This is a genomic window from Cyanobium sp. Copco_Reservoir_LC18, from assembly GCF_009834675.1.
In the GTDB taxonomy this organism is placed as follows: Bacteria; Cyanobacteriota; Cyanobacteriia; order PCC-6307; family Cyanobiaceae; genus Cyanobium; species Cyanobium minutissimum.
This window is the reverse complement of record NZ_ASAC01000014.1, coordinates 271,565-288,399: the sequence shown is the minus strand read 5'-3', so window position 1 is coordinate 288,399 and position 16,835 is coordinate 271,565. Positions and strand designations below refer to the sequence as shown.

The following is a 16,835-nucleotide window of genomic DNA, read 5'->3' as shown; positions in this document are numbered from 1 at the left end:
TCAGAGCAGCGGCAGCCGCAGCAGCTGGGCCCACAGCTCCGTGCCGGCCGCCAGGGCACCCGCCTCCGCCGGGATCTCCAGCAGCAGGTCGGCCCCCTGCAGCGAGCCGATGCGGGAGGAGGCCTGGCTGCCCTCCACCAGCGCCAGCAGGGCGCCATCCCCACCCACCGCCAACCGGGCCCGGGCCAGTTCGGGCCGGCCGGAGCCCCGCTTCAGGCCCGCCGCCAGACGCACCTTCAGCCGCGGCAGCAGCACCACCTCGCCCCCCTCCAGCTGCTGCAGGGCCGGCCACAGCAGCTGCAGGGCCGTGATCGCCGCGGCCACCGGGTTGCCGGGCAGGCCGAAGAAGGGCCGCGGCCCTAGCCGGCCGAAGGCGAAGGGCCGGCCGGGCTTGAGGAACAGCTTCCAGAAGCCCACCTCCCCCAGCTCGCTGAGCAGGGGGCGGATCCAGTCGCTGTCGCCGGCCGACACCCCGCCGGTGCTGACCACCACATCGCAGCCGGCGGCCAGCTCCCCCAGCGCCCGGCGCAGGGCGGCCGGATCGTCGGCCACCACCCGCTGCTCGCTGACGGGGTAGCCCAGCCGCTCCAGCAGGGCCCGCAGCAGGGTGCCATTGCTCTCCCAGATCTGCCCCGGCCCCCGGGCCGCGCCGGCCGCCACCAGCTCATCGCCGCTGATCAGCAGCCCCACCCGCGGCTGGACGCTCACCGCCAGCGCCGCCACGCCGCAGCTGGCCAGCCGCCCCAGGGCGGCGGCCCCCAGGCGCACCCCGGCCGGCAGCAGTTCGTCGCCGGCGGCGGCCTCCTCCTCGGGGGCGCGGATCCAGGGATTGGGGCCCGCCTCTCCGGTCATCCGCAGGCTCTCGGCCCCACCGCCGGCGCCGGGGCTCTCGGGGCTCACCAGCTCCTGGGGCAGCACCCGCCGGGCCCCCTCCGGCAGGGGGGCGCCGGTGAGGATCCGGATCGCTTCCCCCTCGGCCAGCACCCCCCCGTAGGGATCTCCGGGGGCGGATCGGCCCACCAGGCGCCAGCGACGGCCAGGGCTGGGGGCCTCGGCGTCGGCGATGGCGTAGCCATCCATGATCGAGGCCCGGAACCCTGGCACGGCCTCGGGGGCCTGCACCGGCTCGGCGCTCACCCGGCCCAGGCAGCGCGCCAGCGGCAGCCGCTCTGTGCCCTGCAACGGGGTGATCGCCGCCAGCACACGGCGCCGGGCCTCCTCCAGGGGCAGGCCCTCGCGGGGGAACGGCTCAGCCATCGCTCGCCTCCGCCAGGCCCCGCACGGCGGGGTGCTCCCAGGAGCCCCGGCGCCCCCCCTCCTTGCGCAGCAGCCGCACCGGGCCGATGGTCATGGCCGGATCGGCCGACTTGACCATGTCGTAGAGGGTGAGCAGGCCCACCTGCACCGCCGTCAGCGCCTCCATCTCCACGCCCGTGGCGCCGGTGGTGCGGGCGCTGGCCTCCAGCCGCAGGCCGCGGCCGTCGGCCATCGGCTCGATCCGCACCTCCAGCCCGGTGAGGGCGATCGGATGGCACAGGGGGATCAGCTCCCAGGTGCGTTTGGCGCCCTGGATCGCCGCCACCCGGGCCACCGCCAGCACATCCCCCTTGGCCGCCCGGCCCTCCAGCACCAGGGCCAGCACCTCGGACGCCATGGTGATGCAGCCCTCGGCCACGGCGCGGCGGTCGCTGGCGGGGCGGTCGCCCACCTCCACCATGTGCACCTGGCCGGCGGCGTTGAGGTGGGAAAGGCCGGGCTGGCTCATGCCGGAGCTGACGGGAATGGACAGGGGCCCAGCATGGCGCCCCTGACGGCCGGGGTGGCTCAGAAGGGGATCGGCATCGCCACATCGGCGGGCGACGGCGCGCAGGACGGCACCCTCTCCTGCACCACCGCCCCGACCACCACGATCGAGGGGGAGGCGAAGGCCTCGGCCTCCACCCGGTCGGCCAGCACCTCCAGGGTGGCCACCAGCTGGCGCTGGCCCCGCACGGTGCCCTGCTGGATCACGGCGGCGGGGGTGCCGGGGGCCAGTCCGCCCGCCACCAGCTCCGCGACGATGTGGCGCAGGTTGTGCAGGCCCATGTAGATCACCAGCCCGTCGCTGCTGCGGGCCAGGCCGCGCCAGTCGACGCCGGGGCGACGCTTGTCGATCTCCTCGTGGCCGGTCACGAAGGTGACGCTCGATCCGGCCCGGCGGTGGGTGACGGGAATGCCGGCATAGGCGGGGGCGGCGATGCCGGCCGTGACCCCCGGCACCACCTGCACCGGGATGCCGTGGGCCGCCAGGTGGGCGGCCTCCTCGCCGCCGCGGCCGAACAGGAAGGGATCGCCGCCCTTGAGGCGCACGATCAGCCGCCGGCGCCCGGCCAGCTCCCGCAGCACCGCATTGGTGCTGGGCTGGGGCACCGAATGGTGGCCGCGGCGCTTGCCCACGAAGTGCCGCTCGCAGCCCTGGGGCACCAGGTCCAGCAGCGCGGTGGGCACCAGGGAGTCGTAGACGAGGGCATCGCACTGCTGCAGCAGCCGGTGGGCCCGCAGGGTGAGCAGGTCCGGATCCCCCGGGCCCGCCCCCACCAGGTACACGGTCCCGGGGCCGTCCTCGACGGGGGGGGCCGGGGTCTCGTCGGTCATGGCTCCGTCATGGCAGTGCCATCAGGGCCTCCAGCACCACGGCCCGGAACCGGGGCCGCTGCAGCAGCGGCAGGCCCAGCGACGGCGGCAGGGCGTCGGTGAGCCGGTTGGCCGCCAGGGCCAGGGGCAGGGCAGGACGGGGCAGGGGCAGGGGCAGCGGAGCGTCCTCGGAATTGGGGGCACTGTATGGAGTGGCGTGGCAGCGGGCACCGGTGACCGCCTCCAGGTGGGCCAGGAAGGCCGCCCCCAGGGGACCCTCCAGCGGGTGGTGCAGCAGCCAGGGTGCCGCCGGGGCAGAGGATCCGGCCGCCTGGACCGGAACCGGCAGCGCCGCCAGCTCGGCGGCCAGGGCCCTCTGCCAGGCGGGCCAGGCCCCCAGGAACGGCAGGCGCCGCACGGGCCCGCGCCGGCGGCAGCGCTCGGCGATCCGCGGCACGTCCCGGCGCACATGGCTGCCGGGCAGGAGGAACAGGGGCACCAGCGCCAGGGGGGCGGCGGCGCTGCCGCGCGGGGCATCCGGCGGCTCGCCCGCCGTCAGGGCCTCCAGTCCCACCGCAGCGCCGCGCCCCGCCTCCAGCTCCCTCGCCAGGGCCTGCAGTTCGGCGGGGATGGCGCCACCGGCACGGCCATGCACCACCAGCAGCAGGGGGCTTGCGATGATCCCGGGCATACCCCTCACCCTAGGGATCACCGTCAGGAGGTCGCCGCGCATGTCGACGCCGAGCCCGGGGGTGGAATGGACGGCGCAGCGGCGGCTGGAGCGGGCGGAGGCGCTGGGGGCCGACCGGCACCGCTTCCGCGAACTGATCGCCGCCGTGGGCAGCGGCGAACGCAGCGGCCGGGCCCTGAGCCGGGCCGAGGCCAGCGAAGCCCTCGATCTGCTGCTCGACGGGCGCTGCACGGATGCCCAGGCCGGCGCCTTCCTGATCGCCCATCGCCTGCGGCGCCCGGAGCCCCAGGAGCTGGCCGGCATGCTCGACAGCTACGCACGCCGCGGACCGCGGCTGGCGGCGAGCCCGCGGCGGGTGCTGAGTTTCGGGGTGCCCTTCGATGGCCGCAGCCGCTCGGCGCCGCTGCTGCCCCTGGTGGCCCTGCTGCTGCTGGCGGCGGGGGCCGGCGTGGTGCTGCACGGCGGCGATCCGATGCCGGTGAAGTACGGCCTCACCACGGCCGAAGCCCTGGCCGCCCTCGACCTCGACCGCCGCGGCCTGCCCTGGGACGCGGTGAACCGCCATTTCGCCGCCGAGGGGCTGGCCCTGCTGCACCAGCCGGCCCACTTCCCGGCGGCCGAACGGCTGGTGCCGCTGCGGGAGCAGATCGGCAAGCGCCCGCCGGTCGCCACCCTGGAACTGCTGTGGAGCTGCCACCCTGGGCCCCACCTGCAGGTCAGCGGCTTCGTCCACGCCCCCACCGAGCGGCTGGCCGGCGAGGCCCTGGCTGCCACCGGCCAGGACGACCTGCTGCTGATCAAGGGGCTGGAGGGGGGCGTGGAGCTGCCCACCAACCGGGTGGCGATCGCCTCCCACCGGCAGGGGGGAGCGGCCGGTGGGGCGGAACGCCTGATCCTGCGGGCCCGCGACCACGGCCTGGGGGCGCCCGAGGTGCCGCTGGAAAGCCTGGCCCAGTGGCGGGACCAGGCCCGGGGGGCCCTGGCCGGCTCCGGGCCGCTGCGGCCCGGACTGGTCTGGAACGGCGGCTTCCTGCTCTGGCGCGCCGGGATCAGCGACAGTCTGCCGGCGGGGCTGACCCGGGCGGAACGGCTGCTGGAGGACGGGGCGGTGGAGCAGCAGCGCCGCCAGCTGGCCGGCGCGCTGACGGCGCCCTGACCGAGCCACCGGCCCTCAGAGCAGGGGATACCCCCCCAGCAGGGCGCCGATCCGATCCAGCAGGTTGTTGATCAGCCGGCGCCCCTGGCGCTCCCCCTCCTCCCCCCAGCGCTCCCGACCGGCCCGCACCTGCTCCACCCCGTCCGGACCCAGGGCGAGGCGCACGTAGTCGCCGTCCTCCTCCAGCCAGGTCTCGAGGGCGGCGTCCGTCACCTCCACGTGGAACTGGAGCCCGTGGGCGTGGTGCCCGATGCGAAACATCTGTTCGGTGCAGAGGGGCGTCGACCCCAGCAGGACGGCGGCGGCGGGGAGCCGGATCCGGTCCCCGTGCCAGTGCAGCGCCGGCAGGGCGGAGCCGAGCCCCGCCAGCACAGGCTCCTGATCCTCAAGCCGTGTCCAGGCCACGGGCTCCCAGCCCACTTCGTAGGCCCGCACCGGCGGGTCCCCCGCCGTCAGCGGCACCACCTGCCCACCGGCGGCGTAGGCCAGCAGCTGGGCCCCCAGGCACAGCCCCACCACCGGGCGCTCGCACTCCAGGCACTCCCGCAGCAGGGCCACCTCCGCCTCCAGCCAGGGAAACGACGGCGATCCGATGTCGCCCACCCCCATCGGTCCCCCCAGCACCAGCAGGGCCTGGCCGGGCCCGAGCCGGGGCATCGGCTCCCCCCGGTCGGGCCGGCACACCGTCACGTCCCAGCCCCGGCGTCGGGCCTCCTCGCCGAAGCGGCCCGGACCTTCGCGCTCCAGGTGCTGGAGCACCACCAGATGGGTCATGGGTGGGCAGGACGGCGATGGGAGCCCCAGCATGGGGGCGTCCGCCGCTCCGGGCCAGGTTCCATGGACAGCGATCCCAGCCTCCGCCAGCTGCTGACGCTGGTGATCGGGTCGATCGGACTGGGCTACCTGCTCTATGGCCGCAAGCAGGCCCATGCGGTGGCCCTGGGCTGCGGCGTGCTGCTGATGGTGGTTCCCTACGGCATCAGCCACCTGCCGGCCCTGGTGGCCATCGCCCTGCTGCTGATGGTGCTTCCATTTCTCCTGCATCGATTCCTCGTCTGAACCATGCCGACCCCGCAGGAGGTGCTGCGCTTCTGGTTCGAGGAGACGCCCCCCTCCGCCTGGTTCCGGCCCGGTCCCGACCGCGACCGGACCGTGCGGGAACGGTTCGGGGCCCTCACCGACCAGGCCCTGGCCGGCCGCCTGGCCGCCTGGGGGGATCGCCCCGCCGAGGCCCTGGCCCTGCTGCTGGTGCTCGACCAGTTCCCGCGGCAGATCTGGCGCGACCAGGCCCGCGCCTTCGCCGGTGACGGTCAGGCCCTGGCCCTGACGCTGCGGGCCGTCGAGGCCGGCTGGGTGGAGGCGGAGCCGGCACCGGAACGGCGGCCGTTCTGGCTGATGCCCCTGATGCACAGCGAGGATCCGGCGGTGCAGGAGCTGGGCCTGCCCCTGTTCGAGCGCCACACCGACGCCCGCACAGCGGAGTTCGCCCGCCGCCACCAGGCGGTGATCGCCCGCTTCGGCCGCTTCCCCCACCGCAACCGGATCCTCGGGCGGCCGAGCCTCCCTGAGGAGGAGGCGTTCCTGCAGCAGCCCGGCTCCCGCTTCTGAGGCCCCCGATGCGCCCCCCCTCCGACCCTGCCGACGTCGCCGCAAGCCTGCGAGTCGCCGAAGCCACCGCCCACCGGCTGGCCGGCGAGCTGTTTCCCTGGGACCTCACCCGGGCCCTGGAGCTGGCCCTGCTCAAGACCTTCTGTGTGCCCTCCATCTCCGGCCTGCTGGCCCGCACCGGGGAGTTCGAGCGCCGGCCCCGCAAGCGCTATGACGACACGGGCCTGATGGTGGCCGAACTGCTGCGCCATGGGCTGGACAGCCCGGCCGGGGCGGCGGTGATCGAGCGCATGAACCGCATCCACGGCCATTACGCGATCGCCAACGACGATTTCCTTTACGTGCTCTCCACCTTCGTGGCCGAGCCGATCCGCTGGCTGGCGCGCTACGGCTGGCGGCCCCTGACTCCTCTGGAGCAGGAGCACCTGTTCCGGTTCTGGCGGGGAGTGGGCGCGCGCATGGGGATCGCGGACCTGCCGGACACCCTGGCGGACCTGCTGGCCCTGAACGAACGGGTGGAGCGGGAGGCCTTCGCCCCGGCGGCCACCAACCGGCGCATCGCCGACGCCACCCTGGCCATGCTTCTGGCCGACTGGCCCGTCCCCCTGCGCCCCGCCCTGCGCTGGGCAGTGATGGGGCTGCTCGACCGCCAGACCTGCGCGGCCCTGGGCTGGAGCACGGCGCCCGAAGGGCTGCAGGCGCTGGTGCTGCAGGCCCTGCGGGCCCGCAGCCGGGCCGCCGCCCTGGTGGCCGGAGTCCGTGCCGGGCTCGGCAGGCCCACCCCCGCCCGCTTCTATTCCCAGCGCCCCACCCCGAGCTACGGCGCCAGCTTCCGCCTCGAGCAGCTCGGGCCGCCGCCGCTGCTGGACGACCTGGCACCGCCGCCCTCCGAGGGTCCCTGAGCTCTCCGGCGCTGCCCGCCCCACCGGCCCTGGCTAAGCAGGAGGTAACGCCCCCCTCCCGCCAGCCCATGGCCGCCCCCTTCCAGTCCCCCCACTTCGCCGTCGTGCGCACGGAGGATGGCTGGATCCTCGAGGCCCGCGTCACCAAGGATCTGGAGGGCGACTGGCTGCTGAGCCGCCACGAGCTGGAGGAGCTGCACGGGCTGCTGGAACGGGTGATCGCCTCCTGACGCCCTCCCCTCCCCTCGATCCGGTGGTCCCGGAGCAGGAGTCGACCGCCCAGACCCCCGGCCGCCTGCTCAGCGTGCTGGGGTTGAGCTTCGGCATCGCCGGAGCGGTGGGGGGCACCATCGGCGCCGGCATCCTGCGCACGCCCGGCCTGGTGGCGGCCCAGCTGGGCAGCGGCCCCTGGGTGGTGGCCGCCTGGCTGGCCGGCGGCCTCTACGCCCTGCTGGGCGCCAACGCCGTGGCGGAGCTGGGGGCCAGCCTGCCCCTGGCCGGCGGCTGGTACGTCTACGCCCGCCGCTGCTTCGGTGATGCCGCCGGCTTCAGCGTCGGCTGGATGGACTGGGTCGGCCACTGCACCGGCATCGCCTGGGTGGCGGTCACCATCGGCGAGTACGCGGCCTTCCTGCTGCCGGGGCTGGCGCCCCACGGAAAGCTGGTGGGGCTGGCGGTGCTGCTGCTGTTCACCCTGATCCAGCTGCTGGGGGTGGAGGCGGGCAGCGGCAGCCAGAAGCTGCTGAGCCTGGCCAAGGCGGGCGCCTTCCTGGTGGTGGTGGCGGCCTGCTTCCTGCTGGGCGGCCCCGCCACCCGGGCCGCCGCCGCCGCGGCGATCGCCACGGATCCGGCGGGCCTGGCCCCGGTGGGCTGGACGGGCCTGGCCGTGGCGCTGGTGTTCTCCCTGCAGGCGATCGTCACCACCTACGACGGCTGGCACAGCCCCATCTACTTCTCCGAGGAGTTCAGCGAACCCCAGGAGGACCTGCCCCGCTCCCTGATCGGCGGCGTCCTGGCGGTGATCGCCCTCTACACCCTGTTCAACCTGGCCCTGCTGCGGGTGCTGCCACTGCCGGTGATCGCCGTCTCCAGCCTGCCGGTGGCCGATGCGGCCGCCCTGCTGTTCGGCGCCTTCGGCGGCCAGGCGATCACCGTGCTGGCGCTGCTGTCCCTGGCGGGGCTGATCAACGCCTCGATCATGGGAGCCCCGCGCATCCTCTACGGCCTCAGCCGGGACAAGCTGTTCAGCCCCCTGGTCGACCGGGTGAACCGGGGCGGCACCCCCACCGTGGCCCTGGTGCTCACCAGCGTGGCGTCGGCCCTGCTGGTGCTCGGCGGTGACTTCACGATCCTGCTGGGGCTGGCGGCCTTCCTCTACGTGAGCCTCTACCTGGTGGGCATCGTCTGCCTGTTCGTGCTGCGGGCGCGGGAGCCGGAGCGGCCGCGGCCCTACCGGGCCTGGGGCCACCCCTGGAGCACCGCCATCGTGCTGGTCGGATCGGTGGCGTTCCTGGTCGGCGCCCTGCGCAACGACACCGCCAACAGCGGCTGGGCCCTGCTGCTCATCGGCGTGGGCGTGCCGGTGTTCCTGGCCACCCGGGCCCTGACGCCGGCCGAGGCGCCATGACCTCCCGGTGGCCGCCGGCCTGGTGGGACGGCGCCCTGGCGGGGGAGATCCTGCAGCGCAGCGGTGAGCACCTGCTGCTGGTGGGCAGCGCCATCGGCCTGGCCCTGGCGATCAGCGTGCCCCTGGGGCTCTGGATCAGCCGCCGGCCCCGCTGGGCCGGGCCGGTGCTGGCGGCCGCCAGCACCGTGCAGACAGTGCCGAGCCTGGCGATCTTCGGGCTGCTGCTCACCGTCCCGCTGCTGGGGGGCATCGGCACCACCCCGGCAATCGTGGCCCTCACCCTCTACGCCCTGCTGCCCCTGCTGCGGGGGCTGGTCACCGGCCTGGCCCAGGTGCCCCCGGGGCTGAAGCAGGCGGGCCGGGCCCTGGGGCTCAGCGGCCGGCAGGTGCTGCTGCAGGTGGAGCTGCCCCTGGCCCTGCCCACCCTGATGGCGGGCCTCCGCGTGGCCACGGTGATCGGCGTGGGGGTGGCCACCATCGCCGCCGCCATCGGCGCCGGCGGCCTGGGGGTGTTCATCTTCCGGGGCATCGCCACGGTGAACAACGGCCTGATCCTGGCGGGGGCTGTGCCGGCGGCCGCCATCGCCCTGCTCGCCGATGGCGGCCTGGGGCTGCTGGAGCGGCGGCTGGCCCGGCGCCCCAGCGGGACGACCGGCACCCCCGGCCGGCGGCGGGTCCTGCGGCTCGCCTGGGGCCTGGCGGGCCTGGCCCTCGGGGCCGTGCTGGCCCTGAAGCTGCTGCCCCCCGCCGGCGCCGGCACGGTGCGGATCGGCAGCAAGAGCTTCACCGAGCAGCTGATCCTGGGGGAACTGCTGGCCCAGCAGATCGAGGCCTCCACGCCGTTGACGGTGCGGCGCGACTTCGGCCTGGGGGGCACCGGCCTGATCCACGCCGCCGTGCGCAGCGGCCGCATCGACGGCTACGTGGAGTACACCGGCACCGCCTGGACCACGCTTCTCGACCAGTCCCCGCCTCCGCCGGAGACGCCCGATCCGGCGCGGCGGGTGTTCGAGCAGACGCGCCTGCTCTATGCCGAACGCTTCGGGCTCACCGTGTTCCCCTCCCTGGGCTTCGAGAACAGCTTCGCGATCCTGGTGCGCCGCGCCGAGGCCAGGCGGCTGGGGATCGCCACCATCAGCGAGGCGGCCCCCCACACCCCCGGCTGGCGGGCGGGCTTCGGCTACGAATTCCTGAACCGCCCCGATGGCTTCGCCGGCCTGGCGCGGCTGTACGGGCTGCGCTTCGCCCAGCCGCCCGAGGCCATGGATCTGGGCCTCACCTACCGGGCCCTGGCCGAGGGCCGCGTCGACCTGATCGCCGGTGACACCACCAACGGCCTGATCCCCGCCCTCGACCTGCAGCAGCTGCGGGACGACCGCCACTACTTCCCCCCTTACGACGCGGTGCCCGTGTTCAACGCGGCGACCCTGCAACGGCGCCCGGAGCTGGCGCCCGTGATCGAGGCGCTGGCCGGCCGGATCTCCGCCGCCACCATGCAGCGTCTCAATGCCCAGGTCGACCTCGACGGCCTAGACGTGGCCGAGGTGGTGCGCCGCTGGCGGCTTCAGGAAGCGGGCGCGGCCGGGGCCGGGGCCGCCTCCTGACCATCGCCGGCGGCTGGCCCGGGGCGGCGGAACACCAGCACCGGCAGCTCGGTGTGGGTCAGGACCCGCTGGGTCTCGCTGCCCAGCAGCAGCCCGGCGAGGCCGCGGCGGCCATGGGAGGCCATGAAGATCAGGTCGCAGCCGTGGCGGCTGGCGGCATCGATGATCGCCTCGTAGACCACCGGGTGCTCACCGATGGCGGTGTCGCAGGGGACCCCGGCCTCCTCGGCCAGGGCCCTGGCCCGCCCCAGCAGCTCATCGGCATAGGTCCGCTCCGCCTGGCTGAACTGCTCCACCACGGCCGGATCCAGCAGCACCGGATCGCCGTAGAGGGAGCCCTGGGGGGGCAGGGCCAGGTCGGCGAGCACGTGCAGGAAGGTGATGGTGGCCCCGGCCTCGCGGGCGAAGCTCACGGCCCGGCGGATCGTGCCGTCGGAGAGATCGGAGCCATCGGTGGGCACCAGCAGGTGACGGAACATCGGCCTCGCCTCAAGCGCGCTGGAGTGCGGTCATGATCGCCCGGCCGCCAGCCGGCGCTCCACCCGCCGCGCCAGCTCCGGGGCCAGGCGGCAGCGATCCAGGGCGGCCAGGTCCTGGCCTCCCCCGGGCAGACGGGCCAGCAGGTCCACGGCCGTGGCGGCCAGGGTCGGGTCCAGATCCCCCACCAGAGCGAGGAGCACCTGCCGCAGGGGGAGCAGCGGCCAGGCCCCGAGCCCCACGGCCAGGCCCTCCAGGGCGGCCCGCCGCTGCAGCAGCGGCAACGGCGCCAGCACCCGGTCGCGCAGCAGCGGGAAATCGTCCGGGTGGCGCTGATGGCCCAGCAGGGGCAGCAGCAGCGCGGCCCGTGCCCCTGCGGCGGAGCCGTCGCCGAGGCCATCGGGGATCGCTGCCAGGGCCTGCCGCAGCAGGGTCCGGCAGCGGGGGTGGCGGTGGAGGCCGATCACGGCCAACAGGGCCGGGTCGGCGGCGGGCTCGGCCAGCCACCAGGCCAGCAGCCGCGCCGTCGCCGGGCCGTCGAGCCGCGCCGCCAGGGCGGCCAGCAGGTCGGCGTCGGGCCGCAGCGATCCCGCCTCCACCGCCTGGAGCCAGGGCTCCAGGTCAAGGTCCCGGGCCCGCCGCAGGCCCTGCAGCCAGGGCCAGCGCCCGGGGCTGCCGACGGCCGGCAGCTGCCGGGGATCCCACGGGGCGCGAGCGGCCGTCATGGGGCCCTCAGGGCGCGGCCCGCCGCCGGGCCCCGAAGCGCTCCACCAGCAACCCCTCCAGCACGTCCGGGAGCTCGGAGAGGGGCACGGCCTTCCCGTGCAGCTCGGCCAGCTGCGGGTCGCTGTCCAGGCGACCCCCCAGGAAGATCTTGGCCGCCTCCACCATCTGGCCGTCCTGGCGGGCCTTGGCCCCCATCAGGCCGATCTGGCCCATGTAGGGCTGGCCGCAGGCGTTGGGGCAGCCGGTCCAGTGGCTGCGCACGGCCTCGGGCAGCTCCAGCCGGCGCTCCAGTTCGTCGATCACCGTCTGGGCGGTGCGCTTGGTGGGGATCAGGGCAAAGCTGCAGTACCGGCTGCCGGTGCAGCTGACCGCTTCAGCCTGGAGGGCACCGGGCTCCAGCCGGAAGCGTGCCAGCAGGGGTTCGGCCCCCAGGGCCGCCAGGCGATCGGCGGGCACATTCACGATCAGCACGTTCTGGGCCTCGGTGAGGCGCAGCTCACCACTGCCGTAGGTGCGGGCCAGGCGGGCCAGCTCCAGCATCGCAGCGGCATCGAGCCGCCCCATCGGCACGTGCAGCCCCGCCCAGTGGAGGCCCGCCTGCTTCTGGAGCTGGAATCCCAGCCCGTCGCGGGGGGGCCGCACCACCAGATGGCGGCCGTCGTGGGCCAGCGGCGCCTGCGCCGACGCCCCGGCCAGCTCCCGGTAGGCCGCCACCACGGCCTGGCGATAGGCCGCCAGCCCCAGCCCGTCGACCAGATACATCAGCCGGCTCCTGTTGCGCTGGACCCGATTGCCGTGGGCGTCGTAGTGCCGCAGCAGGGCCAGGGTGAAGTCGGGCAGCTGGTCGGGCCGCAGCCACAGGCCGAGGGGCACGGCCAGTGCGTTGCGCTGGGCCGAGAAGAAGCCGCCCACCATCACCGTGAAGCCGAGCGGCCCGGCCGGATCCTGGGGATCGGGCGCCGGCAGGAAGGCGAGATCGTTGTGGAGCAGGAAGCTGTCGGGGGCGCCGCCCACCGCCACGTTGAACTTGCGCGGCAGGTTGCGGGGGCCGTCGTCGGCCAGCAGCCGGGCCTGGATGGCCGCCACCAGCGGCCGGGTGTCGATCAGCTCCTCCGGGTCGAGGCCCGCCAGGGGGTTGCCGGTGATGTTGCGGGGGTTGTCGTGGCCCGACTGGCGGCTGGTGAGGCCGACCCGCTCCATCCCCTCCAGCAGGGGGGGCATGTCCTCCAGCAGCAGGCCCCGCAGCTGCAGGTTCTGGCGGGTGGTGATGTCGGCGCTGCCGTGCTCGCCGCAGCGGTCGACGGCGTCGGCCAGCAGCTCCAGCTGGTCGGCTCGGAGGACGCCGTTGGGCAGCCGCAGCCGCACCATGAAGCGGCCGGGGGTGACGGGACGGAAGAAGATCCCCAGCCACTTGAGGCGGATCGTCAGGGTGGCCTCATCGAGGGACTCCCAGCCCGCCGCGGCCAGCTCCGCCAGCCTGGGGGCCAGGTCGAGGCCGCAGAGCTCCGCCTTGGCCCGTTCGACCTTGCTGAGCTCCGCCGGCGGCAGGGCGGAACCGTCGCTGGGCGAGGGGTCGGGGGTGGGGCTGGCGGTGTCGTTGGCGACGCTGGTGTCGGTGCTGTTCATGCAAAAGCGGCGGTCCGCATGGCCGGCCATGCGGCGGAGTCCTGCCAGGCAGGTGGGCGGAAGCTGAGCCTCGGGGGGTGCTTCGGGGAGCACGTCTCAAGCCGGTCGGGCGAGACGGGAACCCGGGACGCCGATGAGAGCTGCGTCGGCCGGAAGGATCGTTGTGTCGGGGAGCGCCGGGGAAAGCTGCGCGAACCCACCGATCAGGAAGGCTTTAGTTTCCGGCATGGAACCGTCCACCCATGTCGTCACTGTTACCAGAACCGGCAGGTCCGGAACCTGACGCCTCCCCGCCGGGGGCGGCCCAGCCGCTGAACGGTGCGGAGGATCGCCGTAAGGTGCGCCTGCGGGCGCTCGGCCCCGGGCGGGCCCGGTTCCGCGAGCTGATCGGCAAGGTGGGCAGCGGCGAGCACACCAGCACCGGTCTGGACCGCCAGGAGGCGGCGGAGGCCATGGACCTGATGCTCCAGGGGCTGGTCGATGACGCCCAGATGGGGGCCTTCCTGATCGCCCACCGGATCCGCCGCCCCCACCCCACCGAGCTCTCCGGCATGCTCGACAGCTACCGGCGCAGCGGGCCGGTGCTGGAAACCCCCGGCCGGCGGCCGCTGTGCTTCGGGGTGCCCTACGACGGCCGCAGCCGCACCGCCCCCCTGCTGCCGCTGGTGGCCCTGGTGCTGGCCAGCGACGCGGTGCCGGTGGTGCTGCACGGCGGCGATCCGATGCCGGTGAAGTTCGGCGTCACCCTGGCGGAGCTGTTCAGCGCCATCGGCATCACCTGGACCGGCCTGCCGCTGGAGGCGGTGCAGCGGCGCCTCGATCGGCACGGGCTGGCCCTCACCCACCAGCCCGACCATTTCGTCTGGGCGGAGCGGCTGGTGCCGGTGCGGGACGCCATCGGCAAACGGCCGCCGGTGGCCAGCCTGGAGCTGCTCTGGACACCGCACCGCGGGGAGCACCTGCTGGTGAGCGGCTTCGTCCATCCCCCCACCGAGACCCGCGCCTGGCAGGCCCTGCAGGACTGCGGCGAGACCGACCTGCTGACGGTGAAGGGCCTGGAGGGCTCCACCGACCTGCCCACCTCCCGCGCCGGCATCACCGCCCGCGTGCGCCGGGGAGCCACCGAGCGGATCCTGCTCCACCCCCGCGACCACGGCATCACCAGCGCGGAGGTGCCCTGGCAGGGACTGGAGGTCTGGCGGTCCCAGGCCCTGGAGGCCCTCCGCGGCGAAGGGGCCCTGCTGCCGGCGCTGCGCTGGAACGTGGCGGCCTACCTCTGGTTCGCCGGACGCTTCGAGCACCTCGAGGACGCCCTCGAGCAGGCCACGGCGCTGCTGATGGCCCGCAGCGGCGAACGGCTGCGCCGCCAGCTGGCGGCTCCGGAGCACGGGGACTGAGCGACGTCAGCCTCAAGATCCGAATCTGTAACAGAGGCGACTCCTGACGAGGCTGTCACCGTGGTTCCGTTAATCGGTCTGGTCAGCCTGTGCGCCAGCATTCCAAAGATTTCATCGGTACGGCGCGCTTTGTTGTGAGGCCCGTCCAGAGAACACATGCACCAGACGGTGCATTCCTCCGGTCCTCCCTGACACGCCATCCGGCTCCATGTCGAATCTTTCCCGTCGCAAGTTCCTGATCACCGCTGCCGGCACCACGGCAGGCGCCATCTGGCTGAGTGCCTGTGGCGGCAAGAAGGAGGTCGCCACCCCCGCCGCCGCTCCGGCCGCCGGTGGCGCCGATGCCCCCGAGGTCACCGGTGTGTCCCTCGGCTTCATCGCCCTCACCGATGCCGCCCCGCTGATCATCGCCAAGGAGAAGGGCTTCTTCGCCAAGCACGGCATGCCGGAGGTGAAGGTGATGAAGCAGACCTCCTGGGCCGTCACCCGCGACAACCTGGAACTGGGCGGCGGCGGCGGCGGCATCGATGGCGCCCACATCCTCACGCCCATGCCCCTGCTGCTGGCGGCGGGCAAGATCACCAAGAGCCAGCAGCCGCTGCCGATGGCCACCCTGGCCCGGCTGAATCTGCAGGGCCAGGGGATCTCGGTCTCCAAGGACTTCCTGGCCAACAAGCTCACCATCGACAACAAGGCCGGCCTCGCCGACGCCGTGGCCGCCACGGCCAAGACCGGCCGGAAGTTCAAGGCGGCCGTCACCTTCCCCGGTGGCACCCACGACCTGTGGATGCGTTACTGGCTGGCCGCCAACGGCATCGACCCCAACAAGGACGCCGACCTGGTGGTGGTGCCCCCGCCCCAGATGGTGGCCAACATGCAGACCGGCACCATGGACACCTTCTGCGTCGGCGAGCCCTGGAACCAGAGGCTGGTCAACAAGAAGCTGGGCTACACGGCGGCCGAAACGGGTGAACTCTGGAAGTTCCACCCGGAGAAGTCCTTCTCGATGCGCGCCGACTGGGTCGCCAAGAATCCCAAGGCCACCAAGGCCCTGCTGATGGCGGTGCTGGAGGCGCAGATGTGGTGCGAGGACCCCGCCAACCTCGACGAGCTCTGTGAGATCACCTCGAAGGACAGGTACTTCAAGGCGTCGGTGGCCGACATCAAACCCCGCCTCGCCGGCACCTTCGATGCCGGCGACGGTCGCACGGTGACCGACAGCCCCTACCGGATGCGTTTCTGGAGCGAGAACGCCTCCTTCCCGTTCAAGAGCCACGACCAGTGGTTCGTGATCGAGGACATGCGCTGGGGCTACCTCCCCGCCAGCACCGACGTCGACGCCCTCGTGAACCAGGTGAACCGGGCCGATCTCTGGAAGGAGGCGGCCAAGGCGATCGGCCAGGACAAGGCGATTCCCGCCGGTGATTCTCGTGGCAAGGAAACCTTCTTCGACGGTGTCGTCTTCGACCCGGAAAATCCGAAGGCCTACCTGGACGCCCTGAAGATCAAGGCCATGTCCTGACGCGGAAGCCCCCGCTTCCCTTGCCCCCGTTGCCATTTCCCACCCGTTCCCCATGGCCCTCAGCGCAGCAGCAGCCCACCAACGTTCCCGAAGGATCACGCCGATCTGGGTGTCCCGGGTGTCTCCCTATCTGATCTGCATCGGCGCCTTTCTGGTGCTGTGGCAGCTGCTGTCCCTGATCCTGGGAGTGGCCCGCCTGCCGGGGCCCATCAATGTCGTCGTCGACACGTGGGACCCCTACATCATCCATCCCTTCTTCGATGACGGGGGCACCAGCAAAGGCCTGGCCTGGCAGATCCTGATCTCGCTGCAGCGGGTGGCGATGGGCTACGGCCTGGCCGCGGTGGTGGGAATCACCATCGGCGGCCTTCTGGGGATGAGCCGCTTCCTCGGCAAGGGCTTTGATCCCGTGATCCAGGTGCTGCGCACCGTGCCGCCCCTGGCCTGGTTCCCCATCGCCCTGATGGTGTTCCAGGATTCCACCGTCTCCGCCGTCTTCGTGATCTTCATCACGGCGATCTGGCCCATCATCATCAACACGGCCATCGGCATCCGTGAGATCCCCGAGGACTACATCAACGTCGCCCGGGTGCTGAAGCTGCGGAAAGGCCCCTACATCAGGGACATCGTCATCCCGGCCACCGTACCTTTCGTGTTTGCCGGCCTGCGCATCGCCGTCGGTCTGGCCTGGCTGGCGATCGTGGCCGCCGAGATGCTCAAGGCCGACGGCGGCATCGGCTATTTCATCTGGGATGCCTACAACTCGGGGGGGGATGGCAGCTCCAGTGAGATCGTGCTGGCCATCATCTACGTGGGTCTTGTCGGCCTGCTGCTCGATCGCCTGGTGGCCTTCGCCGGGCGCAAGCTCAGCAAGGGAGCCGCCTGA

General features: G+C 73.6%; 18 protein-coding genes. 10 read left to right on the top strand and 8 right to left on the bottom strand.

The annotated features are described in order from the left end of the window. Genes L107_RS08930 through L107_RS08915 form a run of 4 tightly spaced genes read right to left on the bottom strand, consistent with a single transcriptional unit; the run spans window position 1 to window position 3,304 of the window. Window positions 1–1,257, bottom strand: coding sequence for a molybdopterin molybdotransferase MoeA (locus L107_RS08930; RefSeq protein ID WP_159818003.1), 1,257 nt, complete (start codon window positions 1,255–1,257; stop codon window positions 1–3). Then, window positions 1,250–1,765 carry a cyclic pyranopterin monophosphate synthase MoaC gene (moaC, locus tag L107_RS08925; protein WP_159818001.1) on the bottom strand — a complete coding sequence of 172 codons (516 nt, stop codon included), beginning with the start codon at window positions 1,763–1,765 and terminating at the stop codon, window positions 1,250–1,252. The genes L107_RS08930 and moaC overlap by 8 nt, the downstream gene beginning before the upstream one ends. Window positions 1,766–1,824: 59 nt before the next feature. Beyond that, entirely contained in the window at window positions 1,825–2,634 is an 810-nt protein-coding gene (gene cobA / locus L107_RS08920; RefSeq protein WP_159817999.1) for a uroporphyrinogen-III C-methyltransferase, read from the bottom strand. Window positions 2,635–2,641: 7 nt separating this feature from the next. Then, on the bottom strand, window positions 2,642–3,304 hold the full coding sequence (locus L107_RS08915; protein WP_159817997.1) for a CbiX/SirB N-terminal domain-containing protein: 663 nt from the start codon (window positions 3,302–3,304) through the stop codon (window positions 2,642–2,644). Window positions 3,305–3,344: 40 nt separating this feature from the next. Here L107_RS08915 and L107_RS08910 point away from each other — a divergent pair, with 40 nt between their 5' ends. Beyond that, window positions 3,345–4,460, top strand: coding sequence for an anthranilate phosphoribosyltransferase (locus L107_RS08910; RefSeq protein WP_159817995.1), 1,116 nt, complete (start codon window positions 3,345–3,347; stop codon window positions 4,458–4,460). A 15-nt stretch (window positions 4,461–4,475) separates the two neighbouring features. On the opposite strand, the gene L107_RS08905 is transcribed toward L107_RS08910, so the two are convergent. After that, window positions 4,476–5,234, bottom strand: a complete 759-nt coding sequence (locus L107_RS08905; RefSeq protein WP_159817993.1) for a type 1 glutamine amidotransferase — start codon at window positions 5,232–5,234, stop codon at window positions 4,476–4,478. Between the two features lie 63 nt (window positions 5,235–5,297). Here L107_RS08905 and L107_RS08900 point away from each other — a divergent pair, with 63 nt between their 5' ends. From L107_RS08900 to L107_RS08875, 6 genes are all read left to right on the top strand, one after another. Beyond that, complete coding sequence (locus L107_RS08900) at window positions 5,298–5,519, top strand: amino acid transport protein (RefSeq protein ID WP_159817991.1); 222 nt, start codon at window positions 5,298–5,300, stop codon at window positions 5,517–5,519. Between the two features lie 3 nt (window positions 5,520–5,522). Further along, entirely contained in the window at window positions 5,523–6,068 is a 546-nt protein-coding gene (locus tag L107_RS08895; protein WP_159817989.1) for a DUF924 family protein, read from the top strand. Between the two features lie 8 nt (window positions 6,069–6,076). Continuing rightward, a complete protein-coding gene (locus tag L107_RS08890; RefSeq protein WP_236550598.1) occupies window positions 6,077–6,970 on the top strand; it encodes an oxygenase MpaB family protein in 894 nt (297 codons plus the stop codon). Window positions 6,971–7,038: 68 nt separating this feature from the next. Beyond that, the gene (locus tag L107_RS08885; protein ID WP_015109999.1) at window positions 7,039–7,200 is read left to right on the top strand and encodes a hypothetical protein; all 162 of its coding nucleotides are present in this window, start codon (window positions 7,039–7,041) and stop codon (window positions 7,198–7,200) included. A gap of 23 nt (window positions 7,201–7,223) precedes the next feature. Beyond that, complete coding sequence (locus L107_RS08880) at window positions 7,224–8,597, top strand: APC family permease (protein WP_159817987.1); 1,374 nt, start codon at window positions 7,224–7,226, stop codon at window positions 8,595–8,597. Continuing rightward, complete coding sequence (locus tag L107_RS08875; RefSeq protein WP_159817985.1) at window positions 8,594–10,201, top strand: glycine betaine ABC transporter substrate-binding protein; 1,608 nt, start codon at window positions 8,594–8,596, stop codon at window positions 10,199–10,201. The genes L107_RS08880 and L107_RS08875 overlap by 4 nt, the downstream gene beginning before the upstream one ends. On the opposite strand, the gene L107_RS08870 is transcribed toward L107_RS08875, so the two are convergent. From L107_RS08870 to L107_RS08860, 3 genes are read right to left on the bottom strand one after another with little or no spacing between them, the layout of a single operon-like run. Continuing rightward, window positions 10,162–10,680, bottom strand: coding sequence for a universal stress protein (locus L107_RS08870; protein ID WP_159817983.1), 519 nt, complete (start codon window positions 10,678–10,680; stop codon window positions 10,162–10,164). The genes L107_RS08875 and L107_RS08870 overlap by 40 nt on opposite strands. A 30-nt stretch (window positions 10,681–10,710) precedes the next feature. Beyond that, the gene (locus tag L107_RS08865) at window positions 10,711–11,403 is read right to left on the bottom strand and encodes a hypothetical protein (protein WP_159817981.1); all 693 of its coding nucleotides are present in this window, start codon (window positions 11,401–11,403) and stop codon (window positions 10,711–10,713) included. A 7-nt stretch (window positions 11,404–11,410) separates the two neighbouring features. Further along, window positions 11,411–13,030 carry a ferredoxin--nitrite reductase gene (locus L107_RS08860; protein ID WP_236550597.1) on the bottom strand — a complete coding sequence of 540 codons (1,620 nt, stop codon included), beginning with the start codon at window positions 13,028–13,030 and terminating at the stop codon, window positions 11,411–11,413. 242 nt (window positions 13,031–13,272) lie between these two features. Here L107_RS08860 and L107_RS08855 point away from each other — a divergent pair, with 242 nt between their 5' ends. The 3 genes from L107_RS08855 (at window position 13,273) to ntrB (ending at window position 16,835) form a co-directional block, all read left to right on the top strand. Continuing rightward, a complete protein-coding gene (locus L107_RS08855; RefSeq protein WP_201295844.1) occupies window positions 13,273–14,427 on the top strand; it encodes an anthranilate phosphoribosyltransferase in 1,155 nt (384 codons plus the stop codon). A 208-nt stretch (window positions 14,428–14,635) separates the two neighbouring features. Next, the gene (locus L107_RS08850) at window positions 14,636–15,949 is read left to right on the top strand and encodes a CmpA/NrtA family ABC transporter substrate-binding protein (protein ID WP_159817977.1); all 1,314 of its coding nucleotides are present in this window, start codon (window positions 14,636–14,638) and stop codon (window positions 15,947–15,949) included. A 52-nt stretch (window positions 15,950–16,001) separates the two neighbouring features. Then, window positions 16,002–16,835 (top strand): nitrate ABC transporter permease, encoded by an 834-nt coding sequence (gene ntrB / locus L107_RS08845; protein WP_159817975.1) that lies wholly within the window; start codon window positions 16,002–16,004, stop codon window positions 16,833–16,835.